At 50.9% G+C, this 15,387-nt stretch carries 10 protein-coding genes; 5 read left to right on the forward strand and 5 right to left on the reverse strand.

The annotated features are described in order from the left end of the window. Positions 1–21 precede the first annotated feature (21 nt). A complete protein-coding gene (locus SH580_RS00380; RefSeq protein WP_319833019.1) occupies positions 22–1,158 on the reverse strand; it encodes a glycoside hydrolase family 5 protein in 1,137 nt (378 codons plus the stop codon). 203 nt (positions 1,159–1,361) lie between these two features. Between SH580_RS00380 and SH580_RS00385 the strand changes: the two genes are divergently transcribed. Next, positions 1,362–1,943 (forward strand): hypothetical protein, encoded by a 582-nt coding sequence (locus SH580_RS00385; RefSeq protein ID WP_319833020.1) that lies wholly within the window; start codon positions 1,362–1,364, stop codon positions 1,941–1,943. Positions 1,944–2,004: 61 nt separating this feature from the next. Then, positions 2,005–4,236, forward strand: coding sequence for a glycoside hydrolase family 5 protein (locus tag SH580_RS00390; protein WP_319833021.1), 2,232 nt, complete (start codon positions 2,005–2,007; stop codon positions 4,234–4,236). A gap of 85 nt (positions 4,237–4,321) precedes the next feature. Here SH580_RS00390 and SH580_RS00395 read toward each other — a convergent pair whose 3' ends face one another. From SH580_RS00395 to SH580_RS00405, 3 genes are all read right to left on the reverse strand, one after another. After that, positions 4,322–5,857 carry an FAD-dependent oxidoreductase gene (locus SH580_RS00395; protein ID WP_319833022.1) on the reverse strand — a complete coding sequence of 512 codons (1,536 nt, stop codon included), beginning with the start codon at positions 5,855–5,857 and terminating at the stop codon, positions 4,322–4,324. Between the two features lie 104 nt (positions 5,858–5,961). Next, a complete protein-coding gene (locus SH580_RS00400) occupies positions 5,962–8,658 on the reverse strand; it encodes a golvesin C-terminal-like domain-containing protein (protein WP_319833023.1) in 2,697 nt (898 codons plus the stop codon). Between the two features lie 155 nt (positions 8,659–8,813). Next, positions 8,814–9,683: a helix-turn-helix domain-containing protein gene (locus SH580_RS00405; RefSeq protein ID WP_319833024.1), complete on the reverse strand. Its 870-nt coding sequence runs from the start codon at positions 9,681–9,683 to the stop codon at positions 8,814–8,816. 117 nt (positions 9,684–9,800) lie between these two features. Between SH580_RS00405 and SH580_RS00410 the strand changes: the two genes are divergently transcribed. After that, complete coding sequence (locus SH580_RS00410) at positions 9,801–10,631, forward strand: LamG domain-containing protein (protein ID WP_319833025.1); 831 nt, start codon at positions 9,801–9,803, stop codon at positions 10,629–10,631. A 400-nt stretch (positions 10,632–11,031) separates the two neighbouring features. Here the strand turns inward: SH580_RS00410 and SH580_RS00415 are convergent, their stop codons facing one another. Then, positions 11,032–12,813, reverse strand: coding sequence for an SGNH/GDSL hydrolase family protein (locus SH580_RS00415; RefSeq protein WP_319833026.1), 1,782 nt, complete (start codon positions 12,811–12,813; stop codon positions 11,032–11,034). A 237-nt stretch (positions 12,814–13,050) separates the two neighbouring features. On the opposite strand from SH580_RS00415, the gene SH580_RS00420 reads away from it, so the two are divergent. Both SH580_RS00420 and SH580_RS00425 read left to right on the forward strand, forming a co-directional pair. Beyond that, positions 13,051–14,088, forward strand: coding sequence for a hypothetical protein (locus SH580_RS00420; protein WP_319833027.1), 1,038 nt, complete (start codon positions 13,051–13,053; stop codon positions 14,086–14,088). A gap of 181 nt (positions 14,089–14,269) precedes the next feature. Continuing rightward, on the forward strand, positions 14,270–15,373 hold the full coding sequence (locus SH580_RS00425) for a LacI family DNA-binding transcriptional regulator (RefSeq protein ID WP_319833028.1): 1,104 nt from the start codon (positions 14,270–14,272) through the stop codon (positions 15,371–15,373). Positions 15,374–15,387 lie beyond the last annotated feature (14 nt).

Consider the following 15,387-nt stretch of genomic DNA (forward strand, 5'->3'; position numbering starts at 1 on the left):
TTTTGTTCTGATGTTCTGATCTTAACGAAGGCCTTTGTTTTTGAATTGCTCACCGGCGAGGGCACGTTTTGCGAATGCCCCCCAGAAAGGGGTGGGTTCATACTGCCAATTGGAAAGCATCACTGGAGTGGCCCATGTGTGGAAGGACCAGCCTGTCCAGTTGAGGCGATGCTTTTGAATAATGCCTAGCATGTCGGGCACCCAAGTGTAGGGATCTTCTTGGTCGTCTGAAGGAATGAAATGCATCTTCTTGATATCTGCGCCGACCTCACCGACGAAGATCGGGTAGTGCTCCGCGGCGTCCAGAAAGGCTTTTTGCCAACCGGTTTTCCAATTGTATACATGAGTCGAATACATAATGCCGTGCCCCTCTGGATCGTCCAGTGCATAACCTTCCAAAATGCCCGAGAGGTCGTAGGCCCACTGCAATCCACCGGCGATGATGACGTTCTTTGCCCCAGTCTGTCGAATGGCGTCAACGAGCTTTTGCATGCCGGGCGATTCGAAGCCTCGGTTGGCTTGCAGGGTGGTTTCGTTGAGAAAGCCGGCTTCGTTGATGGCTGCTGACTCATCGGCCACGAAGCCGCCATTGCGCCAGACTTCCCAGGAGATGCCGTGCGGTTCGTTGATGATGTCGAAGAGCACCGCCGGATGATTCTTGTAGAGCGTGGCCAGCTCTTGCCAGAAGGGGAGGTGTTCTGCTTTGACCGCACGAAAGCGGTGGTTGTCGAGCACGATATAGGCACCGCGATTGGCGACTGCGTTGACCGCCGCATCGATGGTGGCGCGGTAGGCGAGTCCGCCGTCGCTTTGTCCTTTGCCGAGGCCATACCAGAACTCATCTTTAATGGCCAGACGCACCACATTGGCCTTCCACTCTTCGATCGCCACGATGGCTGAGTGAACTACACCATGACCGGCCGGCACGATTTCCAGTCCGGGGATAGCGACGCCTTGAAGCCAGACCTCTTCGCCGTTCGCATTGGTCAAGCGATTGCCGGAGACTTTGATGGGAGCGGGCCAGTTACCAGCTTTTGCGCTCTCGGTGGGTGGATCGTTGGGGTAGTTGCGATCAATGTTGTCGGCGAAGATAGATTGGACAGTGCTCCATGTGAGTGCGATTAAACATAGTAAAGTAAGTCGTGGTGACTGCTGCATTGAATAATGGGGCTTTAATAGTTGGGTGGGATCATTGAGGGATTTGAACGGTGATTCGAGTAATGTATCGTTCCTATTGCTGATACAATGCTCGCTCTGTGCAACTTATTGCGGAGAGCTTTGATTGTGGTTTAGATGATCTTATGTAGCGTTGTTTTATAGATCTTCGACGGTCTGTCTTTAACCTCATTATTCTTATTACAATGCGATACTCCACCTGTTTACTCTGTCTTCAATCTGTTTTGCTACTTGCGTGGACTGGCAGTTCTGCTGTTGCGCAAATGACCGCAGCGGCGGATTCACTTATTACGAATTCCGGCTTTGAGTTGGATGCGGACCTTGACCAATGGCCGGATCGTTGGCCGAAGGGCGAACACCTGCAGTGGGGGGAGGAAGCAGGGAATCGTTTTCTTCGGATTGAAGCAACGGCTCCGGGGAAATTGTTAATGGCTTATCGCGAAATTGGGGTGCCCGCCGATGCACGCGCTTTGAAATTTACGTGGAAGCAGCGCATTACCAATCTGCAACCAGGTGAGAAAATGTGGTTTAACGCACGCATCTTGATTGAGTTTATGGATGCAGGTCGTGCAAAGCTTTCGCCGAGTCCGAAGCCATTTGCCTATGGTAAAAATCACCCCGAGTGGGAGGCGAAAGAAGCGAGTTTCTTGGTTCCTGAGGGGGCGCGAATTATTAAGTTCATGCCCTGCCTATTTAATGTAAATGCGGGCACTTACGATTTAGATGACCTGGTGATTACTCCGATCGACCCTGCATCTTTACTATAATTTACGCTTCATTTTAATCAGATCGTTTTTCAATTTTCTTCCTATCAATTAACTCAATCGTATGCGATTTTCTCTTCATCTTCTATGCCTTCAATCGATCTTCCTGCTTTGGGCAGGTAGCGTGTCGTCGGCCCAGGCTGCGTCATTGCAGGATTCTATATTATCCAACCCAGGTGTCGAACTCGATGCCGACATGGATCAATGGCCAGACGCTTGGCCCAAAGGCACGGGCATTCTGTGGGGCGAAGAAGGTGGGAACCGCTATCTGCGCATGCAATCTACCACGCCTGGAAAACTGGTCATGGCGTATCGTGAGATTGCGGTGCCGGAGGGGGTGCGCGCTTTGAAATTCAGCTGGAAGCAGCGCATCACGAATCTGCAACGCGGCGAGAAGGCGTGGTTCAATGCGCGTATCTTGTTTGAGTTTATGGATGGGGGGCGCAAGAAGCTTACGCCGAGTCCGAAGCCATTTGCCTATGGCAAAGATCAACCCGAGTGGGTGACAAAAGAAGCGAGTTTCTTAGTTCCAGAGGGGACGCGTATTATTAAGTTCATGCCTTGCTTGTTTAACGTAAAGGCGGGCACCTATGATTTGGATGATCTGGTACTGACACCGATTGATCCCACGGCATTACTCGAAGCGGCTGCATTAAAAGAATCGGAGCAGGCCTTACAGCAACAGTCTGATATTGAAAAACGACAGGCTAAAGCGAAGGCCTTGTTGGATGCGACAGGTTCGCTGATTTCTAATGGTAACTTTGAGTCGACTCAAAAGAATCCAGCATGGCCCGATCATTGGGGGCAGCTCAAGGAAAACGGTAGCTACGAGAACGAAGCGGGCGATCACTTTGTGCGCATGAAGTCGACCGAGCCCGGGAAGTTGATTATGTTGTATCGTGAGATTGATTTGCCCAGCGATGTGAAGGCGCTGAAGTTGTCTTGGCGCTGGCGTGTGACGGATTTGAAGGTGGGGGAAAAGCCTTGGTTTGATGCGCGCGTCATCGCAGAGATTCTCGATGCCGATGGTAAGAAGTTGAAGCCGCAGCCAAGCCCATCCTATTCGCGTGGCACCGATGGGTGGGTGCATGTGAGCCGGGATTTTCTCGTGCCAGAAGGCGCTGTGAGTATTAAGTTAATGCCTGCATTGTTTAGTGTGGCGAGTGGCACCATGGATATTGATGATATCAAGTTGGAGCCGACCGACACACAAGCCTTAGAAGCTGCGGCTGCTAAACGAGCGGAAGAAGCACGCATGCGCTACGTGGCGCCTGAGGAGCCGCAAAAAGAAAATTGGCCCTTGGAATTACATACTGAAGGGAATCGTCTGGTGGATTCCAATGGCGAAGAAGTATGGTTGCAGGGCTTGAATGCCGGTAATCTGGAGACGCTGCCACACGATACACAGGTGATTAAGTCGGCCGTAGTTGGTATCGAAGAGTGGAATGCCAATGTCATTCGTCTACCAGTTAAAGAAGAGTTTTGGTATGGCACAAGCGTTTACCAGAAAGATGGTGGACAAGGCTATCGCGATACGATCGATCAGGTCGTGACGCTCGTCGCCAATCGCGGGGCCTACCTTGTGTTGGATCTGCACCGTTATCGCGCACCAAAGCCGATCCACGCGCAGTTCTGGGTCGATGCGGCGACACACTTTAAGAATCACCCCGCTGTCTTGTTTGATCTGATGAACGAGCCGCATGGAATCTCCTGGGAGGTCTGGCGCAATGGTGGCTGGGTCGGCACCAAGAAAGGTGTAGATGAATCCGGATTTTTAACCGATGCCGAGAAGAAAGCCAATCAAGGCTATGAGTCTGTAGGTATGCAGGGCTTGTTGGATGCGGTGCGTTCGACAGGGGCGAGAAACATCGTCGTTGTCGGTGGCATCGGATGGTCGGGAGACTTATCTGGTGTGGTCCAAGGCTATGCGCTTGATGAGCATGAAGGGGGCAACGGTATCATGTATTCATGGCATCAATACAACTGGCATACTGGATGGGCGAAGACTGTGCTTCCAGTGGCTGAGCAGTATCCGATCCTTGTCGGTGAAGTGGGGGCCGATACCAATAAAATGGACTTTATTCCGCATGAAATTCAGGAGTCGCCCTACACGTGGGTGCCGGACATGTTGGGCTTTATTCAAAAGTATCGATTGAACTGGACCGCCTGGTGCTTTCATCCCCGCGCGACGCCGGTGTTGATCAAAGACTGGACTTACGAGCCCACCGAGTTCTGGGGCGTGTTTGCCAAGGAGGCCTTGCATGGTAAGCAGTTTGAAATGAAGCGGATGCGCTAAAGGTAGGGATATGTGCGAGGGGTGTTGTGAAATCGGCAAGCAGGTTTGCCGGGCCGCGTGGTCGGTTAGAGGATGACACGGTATTTTATTCAGTCTGTATATTTTCCAGAATCTGCCCATCAACGAGGAGTTGTTCGCGTAGTTGCTCGTAGGAGATATTCTGAACTGTGTCTTTTGTCCGGAGGGCGATTACTGCGGCGGTGGCCGCGCTTTGTCCTAGGACCATGAAAGTCCATTCCAGACGAACGGCTCCGTAGCCGACATAGGAGGATGACAGGGCTGAGGGTACGAGTAGATTGGTACATTCATTTGCTTTGGGACGAATGGCCCGGTAGCTGATTCCAAAGGGGCGCCACTGGATGTCGCTACCGAAAACAAAGCCTTCGTTCCATACTTGCCCGTCTTTGACGATGCGGCGGGCATGATGCATGTCGGGAGGCCAAAAGGCGAGTGCGACCGGGTCCTCGGCGACTTTGGGATTCCCTTGTGTGAGATCTGCTTCGGTGATGATCCAGTCGCTGAGCATGCGTCGTCCGTTGCGCACGTAGAGTTGATGCGGCCAGTGCCCATTGTCTTGAAACTCATCCGCAGGTAGGCCCCAGTTAGCCCATTTTTGGCGAATGCATATTGGCACGGAAGGATCGTTTTGCAGGAACCAGATGAGCCCGATCGTAAAGTCGCGATGCCTCTGGTAGATACTCTCTCGTTCTGCATAGTTGCCATCGGGCCAGCCGTGGCTGTATCCGTAGAGATTGGCCGAGAGATCGTGCCAACTACCGATATCGGATTTCTGATTCGGGATGCGCGCATCGGGTGCAAAAAAGTTGTCACCCGCGCCCGCAGCAAAGTAGCGTCGATAGATCTCATATTGCTCCGCCTGATAATTGTCTGGCTGGGGGATTGGAATACGTATCTGTGAATTGCAAGTCAGACAGATGCGAAAGCAGAAAGCCATGCTGGCCCGGTCACCACTGCCGTTTTCCGCCAGCGGTTCCGCCTGGACGCTGGCGATGAGTCCCGAATCCGGATTTCCGGCTTCGATGTAAGGATCCACTTTAACTGTGAACTGGCGATAATTGGAATGGTGAACTACGCCGTTAAGCGTTTCGTCATATGCCGCATTCCCTTCGCGGCCATAGGTGTAGCGAACGCCGGCAAAGGCCATTAAATCACCTTCGACAGTGCCATCGATAAATTGACGGGCTAGAATGCTAGCTCCGTTTTCGAAGTGGATCGCGGTTATGCGATGTTGATGCATCGTAACACCACCATTTTCCCGCAGTCGTCGGTCAAAGAGGATGTCGACACCGGCCTCTTCGAGCAGGCTCAGGAAGATTGACTCTGCAACATGAGGTTCGAAGCGATAGCCTAAACCTCCGCCGTAGAAGTCTGCTATACGTTGATAAAACTCCCGGGCGATCCCGCCGACAGCAACTGAGTTTTTGAAGTTATGATTGTCCAGATCATTAGAACCTAGTCCATTGACGAGGATGCCTCCGACATGGTTACCCGGGACAGTTAATACTGTGCGAACGCCCATTCTCCCTCCCTGAGTCGCGGCCGCGATGGCGGATGGGGAGTCTCCGTAGACACAAAGATCGTATGTGGGTGTCGGGGGCATATTATTGGGAAAGCTCAAATATGGATTCTTATATCCAGGATATGGTTTGGCCTAGGGATAGGTCGAGTAGGCCGCTTAGCCATGTGAGCGATTGCACTGGACATTTATTGTTCGACGAGGCGCACAGCATCCACGATGACATAGCCGTTGGTGCCGTCGTTGCGGAAAGTGATGGTGCCTGCGGTTCCGGCGCTAAAACTGTAGCTGCCGAGGCTGATCCACTGGTTGTGATCCTGTTTTTGATCGATCGTGACGGTCGTGTTTCCGCCATTGTAGTTGATGTCCACAGGGACATTGCTCGCGCGGTTTGTATAGGCAGTCCAGCGTGCGAATACTTCGTAGGTTGCCGCCTTGGCGAGGTTGGGTGTGAACTGAACCGATTTACTTCCTTTGCCGCTGTTATTATCATGTAGGTAGTTGCTTCCGAAGTAGCCGGAAGTGCTGGTGCTGCTACTCCAACTTCCGTTTAGTGTGACGTAGGTGGATTCCGTATTGTCAATGATGTATTCAGTCGCAGTGTCGCGGATGAAGCGGACTGCATCTGCGATTACGTATCCGTTAGTGTTATTCGTGCGAATTAGGACGCTGTTGTCTGTGCCGCTGCCTAACGGGTAGGTGCCGAGTGAGTTCCAGATGTCGCCATTTTTTTGTTGGTTAATCGTTACAGTCGTTGTTCCTATTTGAGAGGAAATGATGTCGACCGGGACATTGCTTGCGCGATTAGGATGCGCGGTCCATCGTAGGAAGACTTCGTAATCGTCGGCAATGGATATGTCCGGTGTGAAGCGCATGCTCTTATTGCCTTTATCTGTGTTCTCATCGTGACGCGCATAGCCATTGTAGCCAGAACCAGAAGAGATACGCCAGTTTCCGACAGCATGTAATCCGTATGCATTACTGTTATCGATGATAATGTCGTCTGTGATTTTAACGAAGCGAACTGCATCTGCGACCACATAGCCATCGGTATTGGTGTTACCCATCAAGAGGCTCGCGCTGGTTCCTGCGCCGAAAGGGAAGACACCGAGCGAAATCCAATCCCCGCCATTGATTTTTTGATCGATTTGATCGAACGCGGTACCGTGACCATGGATAATATCGACGGGGACATTGCTGGCACGGTTGGCGCTGGCTGTCCAGCGAGCGAAGACTTCGTAGTCGCCATAGCTGGCCAGGTTTGGAGTAAAGCGAACACTCTTTTGTCCTTTATATGAATTATTGTCATGCAAGTAGTTACTGGCGTTGTAACCACTGGTTCCTGTGCTACTGAGCCATGTACCGACTGTATGGAGTCCGCTGCCATCGGCATTATCCACGATAACATCTTCGCCAGCGCTTGTATCGGCAATGCCATCGCCGGTATAGAATAGGAGGGCAGAGACGTTGCAATAAGCGCCATCGGGACCGACATAGCGAATGTAACGAAAAGTGTTGGTATTGTTGATTATTGCAGATGTGTAAATGAGGCCAGAGTCGTCTGGACTGTTCGTAATCGTGTAGAGTGTGGTGACGTCTGAACTGAAGTCGGCGGTGTTAGACGCTTCAAAAACACCGCCGACCATACGACTGCCGTAAGCTTTACGCGGCATGTATTCGATACGGGTGATGCGTTGGGGTGTAATCAGATCGAGTCCGGTCCAGGCTCCATCGGCTGTGGCCGCATCGAAGTAAGGACTGAATCCTCCGTTGAAAGGGGTGACTGCGCCATATTTCCAATCAGTTAGAACACCGGAGAGTGGTTCGGTTCGTGTGCCCGTTGTGCCGATGACGGTGCCACCTATGACGCGTTCGGCTGATGGATTCGAATTCGCGTGCATGTGGGCGATCGCCGCCGCTCCCCAGAAACTGGTCGGAGTGAAGTCCCAGCTGTTGATCATATTTGGGCTAGCGGTCGGGTGGAGTGACCAAGCTGTCCAGTGAAAGTTGTGCGAGTTCACCCAATCCATCGCTTGTGGTACCCAGCTGAATTCGTCATCGATGGAATAGCCGAGAAAGGAGGTACCACCCGGGTGGCCGATTTCACCTAGCAAAATTGGGTGTTCTTGTCCGATATTACCTACGCGCGATTGCCAATAGCTTTTTAAGGGGTAGAGGTGTGCGTCATAGACGACACCGTTTCCATTTGTTGTATCTGTGAGCACGTAGCCATCGAAGACACCGCTTAGATCATAGGCGTAGTCACTGCCGCCGACTAGAACGATGTTGTTGGCGCCCGTAGAACGAACGGTATCGAGTAAGTCTTGCATGCCCGGCTGATTGGTCGTGCCGTTGAGCCAGGCATCCCAACCACCGAGGTTGTTCGGTTCATTGAACAATCCGAACAAAACCGCAGGATTATTTTTGTAGCGATCGGCAGCATCTAGCCAAAAGGTGAGGTTCGTGTTGGTGGGCTTATGAAATTCATGTAAGTCGAAGATCACATACATGTTGTAGTCCGAAATTTGTTGAATGACATCGTCGACGATCTCGCGGTAGGTGACTTGATTGGGGCCTAGCCAATGACTTTGGCTGATGGGAAGTCGTATAATATTTGCTCGCCATTCCCAGTAGGCTGCATCGACGGATTCGCTTAGATATTCTCCGTTCCCCCAGCCGAGGCTCGGGATATTGACGCCGACCAGTCGGATGGGTTCACCGGTGGATTTGACTACGATTTGGTTTCCTTGTGTTTGGAGTTCCGGCGGTGCGGCTTCTACTGTGAGGCAGAGTAGGAGGGGGAGGGGGAGGCAAGTCAGAGTGCCGAGACGTTTTAGCCAATGATGTATGCGCAGCGTAACAGATCGCGATGTGTGTCGAATCATAATGTTTAGGAGTAGGAGTGGGCAAGATGGTCCCCAAATGGGAACTCGACCAGGGGTAGTCGATCTTAGGAGAACCCAATCTACGATTCTTCACAAGGTCCGCGAATTGCAATTTGTTGCACGTGGGCAGGAACGACTGCTCACTTGTTGAGCCGTCACTGCATGGCTTGTTGGCGAAAGGCCTTGGGGCTGTGTTTTGACTTTGAGTAGAACCAGTTAGTGAAGTTGGAGGGATTGTTGAATCCGAGTTCGTAACCAATTTGTTTGATGGGGGCGGGGGAGTTAATCAGCATTTGTTTGGCTTTGCGGTATTTTCGTTCGCTGTAGTATACGGTGGGGGTGATCCCCATATCTTTGACGAAGATACGGTTGAGCTGCGCGACGCTAATACCGACTTTATCTGCGAGTATCTTTTCTCGAAATCTGGTGTTCAAGTCTATGGTATCGATGTAAGTTTTGGCCACATGAACACGTTCATCGGTGATTTTTACTCGATGGAATTGTGCGCCTATTTTTTGCATAGTTCGCAAGTATACCTCGATCCAATCCATGAAGCCCCGGTGTGTTTTAGTGTATTTGTAGATGTCGATCGACTGAAATTTCATCTCACTTCTATGATGTGTGAGGTGTGGGCCTGCTGTTTTGAGTAAAGATCGAGCGAGCCGTTCTAACCTTGGGAATTCCTTCGAGGTGCAAGTAAGTGGATTGGATTCTTTAAAAAGTTCATGGTCGGCGCTCCAACTCGCTTCGAAGCGTAGGGAGAGTATTTCTAGGTCGTTGCTGAAAATGCGCTCATCTTTTTTGGCCGGTGGGAAGACCCAGTCCCCTGCCTGTGCTTCGACTGAGTAAGTTTCACCGACCACTTTGATGCTGCCTTTGTTTATTAGCCATGCAGATAGTCCGGGGAAGCTGTGGTAGCTGCGGCAACTTCTTTGGGCGGGCTTGCCTTCGTATATCCATTCCAGTGCAAAGTGCAGATTATTCCAGTCAATATAGCGTAGTTGATCTTGGTTCTCTGTGAGCATGCTGAAATCTAGTAATTTTTTGAGCAATTATGGCAACTAAATTGAATTGTCTCGATTTGAGGAATTAAGAGGCTAGGCGAGTACCTTCGTTTTTATTCTAACTAATTACTCATTCTTATGTATTCATTCCGATTTTTACCTCTATCTATCTTTACTAAAGCAGCTGTTTTATTTGCTTTAGCCGCAACTGGATCTCAAGGACAGACCTTGTTATCGCATTACACGATGGACAATAGTCTAGAGGATTCGGGTACGCTGGAGATCGATGGTGAATTAATCAATAGTGCGAGTTTTCAGGCCGGAGGAGCTGGGACTTTTGACTACGCATTGTCGACTGCCGATGGTACGCAGGATTTTTTTAGGGCTGATACTTCCAATAATGCAGCGTTTGCTTTGAATGCGATTACCATTAGTATGTGGGTGAATGTCAGTGCTTTTGGCGATAGTGATCGTTTGATTTCGAATATTGGTGGTAGTGCCAGTGGTTTTGAAATGAATTTAAAAACAGGCGCGCTAACGGATGGTGACTACCGCATTTCTTTTGGTTTTAATAGTACTTCCGGCGCGGTGCAATCTTCCGATAATATTGGCTATCAACTTGATGAATGGGTTTTCCTTGCTGTTACCTATGATAGTAGCATCGGCACTGGGGATAATGTCTTTTTCTATCTTGGCAGTGAGACGAACTCGGTCGTGATGAACGATTCGGATGAGAAGTCTGGAGCGATTGTTGCGAGCTCATCAGATCTTGAAATCGGTGGCACTCCGGCAACGAGCTCTGATCGTACGCCGACTGCATTGTTTAATGATGTTCGTATTTATAACGGAGTTTTGGATACTGCAGCATTGGAGTCGATTCGCGCTTCTGCGATTCCAGAGCCTGCTCATACTGGCGTGTTTGTTGGGGCTTTATTCATGGGATTGGTTTTGATCCGGCGCCGGTGCTAATTTGAGTTTTTATCTACTCTTCAAATTTCATAGACATCGGGTGGGCTGCGTTGTGTGGCCCACCTTTTTTTGTTTATTGTCGATCATCGGCGCTGCTGCTGATCATGCGCCATGACCCTGAAATACATAGTTGAAGCTTAGCATCACTCCGGTTCAATCATGGCAATCTTACAATCCAGAGTTGCGCTGCTTCCATTGCCCTGACCGCTGACTGGAGTCATCCGAGTGCCAGCACGCCAAGGTGGTGATCGGCTCGGAAATGGATGTCTGTTTGATTGGTGGGTGTATGATGAATTTTTATACACTCATGGAGTGCTCACGAAGAGAAGCTCTTGAGGACAATAGACGATTGCCTTATTGAGAGCAGTTGAGCTCAGGCATACTATTGAGCCCAGGTATACTAGAGTGTGAGTTCCAGTTTGAGGAAACGTTGCGTGTCTTCTGATGCGAGTTTGATGCGGAGTTTTTTGAGCACTGCGCTGCCGTCTCCGTCGGGGTCGGGATCTATAGTTTCTTCGACGATTTCAATGTCGTCGGTGACCAGAGTGGACCAATTATCTTTTAGATTCGTGGTGGAGAGGTAGTTGAAAATGACATCCTCGGCATTGACGTTTTGTCGAAAGATAAAGTTTAGCCATGGGCCGTTTTCGGTGGTGTTGTCGTAGGTGGCGTAGGGCCTAGCAGATGCGGGGATGGTTTCCAATGGGGGGAGGTCGAGGGCATAAGCCATGGCATTGGGAATGCCGTCATGATTAGGGTCCGCTTCAGGGGAGTCATCTTCGCCGGCCCAATCGATCGCCTCGGCCCAGCTGCTATAGCGCGGGGCGTTCTCGTCGACGGTGAGTGAGAGTAAGGCCTCGCGTAGGATATTCGCGATAATGGCATTGGATGTGCCGTTTAGGTGGGTTCCATCCTTTGTCATGTAATCATTGGTACCGTTGGTGAACCAATAGTGGTCGTCTGTGGGGTCCGCCAGTGGCGTGAGTGTGTCGAGTAGCAGGTCGATGTCGCCGTTATTGAATGAGGTTTGCAGAGCCGCATTGAGCGCGTCGCGCTTCCCGCTGTCTCCTTGACTGGCGTCGCCCCATCCTGTGTTGGGGGTTTGGTCTGCCAGGCTTACCCAGTTATAGGATGCCGAAACAGTGCGCGGCATGAGTTTGGTGCGAATGATTTTCTGAATGCCTGCATTGCGGCAGAGTGTCCAAATGTCTTCGAGTCGGCCTAGAATCTCGCTGACGTCCCCCGTCCCGTTGCTTCCCAGATCATTGGTGCCATATTCTTCCACTGCGACATTGGCATACTTCAGAAAGTGAGCCTGACGAGGATTGCTTGTTTTGAGCAGCGCGGTGGTGGTGGCTCCATGGCGGGTGAGGTTAAAGGTGGCGATGGTGTTTTTGCCGTCCTCATCGACTGCCGCTCGGCAGAAGAAGCCGAAGCCGGAAATGGTGCTGTAAGAACTCGTGGCATCGCCTGAGCCGTCGAGAATACTATCGCCGATCCCGATCACGGAGGGATAGCCTGGCTCGGTGAAGCGTCCGAGGAACATGGTGGGTAAGCCACGGGTACGTGCGTATTGACCGGTGATGGATGGGACTGGACCTGTCGTGTCGTAGGTGCCGGGCCCGTTGGCTGGATCGTAGAGAATGAACTTGGAGCCGCTGTAGCCTGTTGGATTGCCTTGGCAAACTTTGCCGCTAGCGGGGACACTGCCTTTGATACTGAGCCAAAAGACTTCGTCTCGTTGCGGAGTGCCGCTGGTCCATACACTGGAATCGATTGGGTCGGCCAGCCAGTAAGGTTCTGTATCGTTGGCAGGCATTACCAGACTGCGGGAACCGCTAAAGGTAATGGGGACGACTTGCCCATCGGAAGCGCGCTCCAACCAGGCGTATTCGATGGTGACTTCGCTGCTGTTGGCGGCTTCAACAGAATAGCTGAGTAACCAGTTCATGAAACCAATTTGCATTTCAGAAACCGGGCCCCCCAGTTGGTGAGGTGTGCGGTGCCAGTAGGCAGTTTTCTCGGTATCTGTGTTTTGGGTGTAGACGCCGATACGTGCTCCAGTCGCCACGTAGCGGATGGGCTCAAGGGCATGGCTTGAGATCGAGCCGATGAGGCCGGCAATGATGGTCAGGACTACGATATTCTTTCTGAAATACGAAGGGCATTGGGTAAGCAACATAGCATTAATTAATTATCTTTGGAGTCATTATTCGCAAGGTTGCCGCTACGCAATTAATTGCGTAGTTGTTGTGCGCTGTGAAACCGCGGTTGTTCACTGCTAAGTTAGGGGTAAGTCTCTTTTGCATGTGCAACTAATTGCGTGGAGGGGCTGTTGATCTACACCAAGCATTTGCCACATGTTAGTCGGAGTGGGCATGTTGCCCATATTTATTTCTACAAACAACCCCTTCGTATCATGCAGATTGAAAACGATTTTATGCTTGGTGTCGCTGCGCGACTTCCTGAATTAACTAGTCAAGACTTGGAGATGATGCGGTCCGTCGGCATTCGCTGGTTACGCTTTGGGGACTTTCAATTTGATGCAGCTGCATTTATGAAGAATGCGCCACAGTCTTCAGGTTTTGAGGAAGCTTGTCAGCGGGTGCAGGATTTGAGAGATTCGGGTTTTCAATTAATGGGGCTGTCACCCGGGCCGCGCGAGATGGCTAAGCTTGGACTGACTCCCGGTAGTGATGAATATTATGAGGCTTATGCGGCGGTGAGTCGTTTTTTTGCTCTGAAGTTTGAAGGTTTAATCGAGTGGTGGCAGGTCGCGAATGAATTGGATATCTGGATCTTTCGCGATAACCTGGACATGGATCAATCGGTCGAGTTTCTGAAGGTAGGGATTCGTGCGATGAAGGAGGCAGTTCCCTCGTTGAAGGTGGGCATCAATATCACTTTGTTTCCTTCTTTACCCGGTGAGGTCGACGGGAATACAGATGCGCATGAGGGCTTGATTCTAGCGAAAGGCATTTATGGGGACCCCTCTTTGCCAGTCGATTATGCGGGTTTTGATAGTTATCCGGGCACTTGGCGCAAAGGCGGTCCGGAAAGCTGGCACGAATATTTGGACGGATTTTACGCACTCACAGGCAAGCCGATTTTTATTCAAGAGTTTGGCTATGCCTCAGCGGGTGGAAATATGACCCCAGCGAACATTGATGCAGGTGCCTATCCTTGCGATGTGAAGCGTTGGAAGTTCAACTGGAGAGGCGAGCATAGTGAGGCGGTGCAAGCTGAGTATATCAAGGAGTCGATGAAGATATTTATCGAGAAGCCCTTTGTGATTGGAGCAACCTACTATAATTGGCGGGATGCTGCGAATTGCTGGCAATGTCAGGAGCCGGATTGCCCCGCAGAGACCGCCTGGGGGCTGCTTAATCAGCAGGGATTACCCAAGCCTTCATTTTATGCATTGGAATCCTGCGCGCGAGCGATTGAGTTGACTTAATCGCTTTGCAGGCGCGTCGCAATCTTTGATATGATTGATTGTCAAAGCGTGTGCAATAGATTGCGCTTAAGGGTTGATTTCTCACTGAAGTGAGTCAGTATTGGGCATGTTCATACCCTCATTATAATTCGTGGTAATTTATACCGCACACCTCGGATTCAACCCTTAGAATATTTTGCCTGTGTCGACTTCAACTAAGCATTCAATGGACGGTGGTCGCGTGACGATGAAGGAAGTGGCGGAGGCGGCTGGTGTGTCTGCGTCCACCGTCTGTCGCGCTTTAAATTCGAATCCACAAATCCCCGAAGCGACCCGTCAGCGTATTCAGGCAGTTGCGGATCAGTTAGGATATCGGCCCGATCCCTTGCTTTCTGCTTTTGCGGCACGTCGTCGTGGTAGCTCAACAGGTTCTAGTGTTACGACGATCGCCTATATAACCAATTTTAAGAGCCGTGACATCTGGCTGAAGAATCCGTTTTATCTGCGTTGCTATGAAGGGGCGAAAAGGAGATTGGAGGGGCAGGGGTATAAATTAGAGCACTTTTGGTTGGGGGAACCCAACATGACGCCGGGGCGCCTCAGTCGAATACTATATGCCCGAGGTATTTTGGGTCTCTTTCTTGCGCCGACGCCGAATGTGCATAAACCACTCGATTTAGATTGGGATAAGTTCAGTTGTGCGACGGTCGGGTACTCACACATGTCGCCTATATTGCATCGTAGCACGCCGCACCATTTTCACGCGATGCAGGAAGCGCTTAAACGTTTGTATTCCTTGGGGTACAAACGTGTGGGCTTGTGTGTGTTTACAGATACCAGTCGACGGGTGGATGAATTGTGGTTGTCCGCAGTGCTCTTGGCACAGTATGATCGGTTGAAGGGCATTGGTAAAAAGGATAGAGAGTTTAATATTAGCACTTTTCTATTTAACGATACGACATTGAAGGACACGCCAGCCTGGTGTCGTAAAGAAAAGTTGGATGTGGTGATTAGCGACAATTTGGAAGTGATGGAAGAGCTGACTGGTGCAGGTATCCATATGCCCGGTGAAGTAGACTTTGTCAGTTTAGGCTGGTTCGATGGGCAGTCTGATATTGCAGGAGTGGATCAACGCCCTTCCGATATCGGCGCGGCCGCGACGGACTTGATTGTGGGGGCCTTGCAGCGTGGGGAACGCGGGGTGCCGGCCGTTCCTTTGACCACCATGGTGGAAGGTGTGTGGGTGGATGGTCCGAGCCTGACTCGAACGATGCCTGTCGCATCATCACCTGTGAATTCGCATTGAGTTCCTGTTTGGGT

The sequence above is a fragment of the Coraliomargarita algicola genome (assembly GCF_033878955.1).
In the GTDB taxonomy this organism is placed as follows: Bacteria; Verrucomicrobiota; Verrucomicrobiia; order Opitutales; family Coraliomargaritaceae; genus Thalassobacterium; species Thalassobacterium algicola.

Coding starts and splice junctions, on each gene's coding strand:
- SH580_RS00380 (WP_319833019.1), bottom strand. CDS start 1,158: ATGCAGCAGTCACCACGACTTACTTTACTATGTTTAATCGCACTCACA.
- SH580_RS00385 (WP_319833020.1), top strand. CDS start 1,362: ATGCGATACTCCACCTGTTTACTCTGTCTTCAATCTGTTTTGCTACTT.
- SH580_RS00390 (WP_319833021.1), top strand. CDS start 2,005: ATGCGATTTTCTCTTCATCTTCTATGCCTTCAATCGATCTTCCTGCTT.
- SH580_RS00395 (WP_319833022.1), bottom strand. CDS start 5,857: ATGCCCCCGACACCCACATACGATCTTTGTGTCTACGGAGACTCCCCA.
- SH580_RS00400 (WP_319833023.1), bottom strand. CDS start 8,658: ATGATTCGACACACATCGCGATCTGTTACGCTGCGCATACATCATTGG.
- SH580_RS00405 (WP_319833024.1), bottom strand. CDS start 9,683: ATGCTCACAGAGAACCAAGATCAACTACGCTATATTGACTGGAATAAT.
- SH580_RS00410 (WP_319833025.1), top strand. CDS start 9,801: ATGTATTCATTCCGATTTTTACCTCTATCTATCTTTACTAAAGCAGCT.
- SH580_RS00415 (WP_319833026.1), bottom strand. CDS start 12,813: ATGTTGCTTACCCAATGCCCTTCGTATTTCAGAAAGAATATCGTAGTC.
- SH580_RS00420 (WP_319833027.1), top strand. CDS start 13,051: ATGCAGATTGAAAACGATTTTATGCTTGGTGTCGCTGCGCGACTTCCT.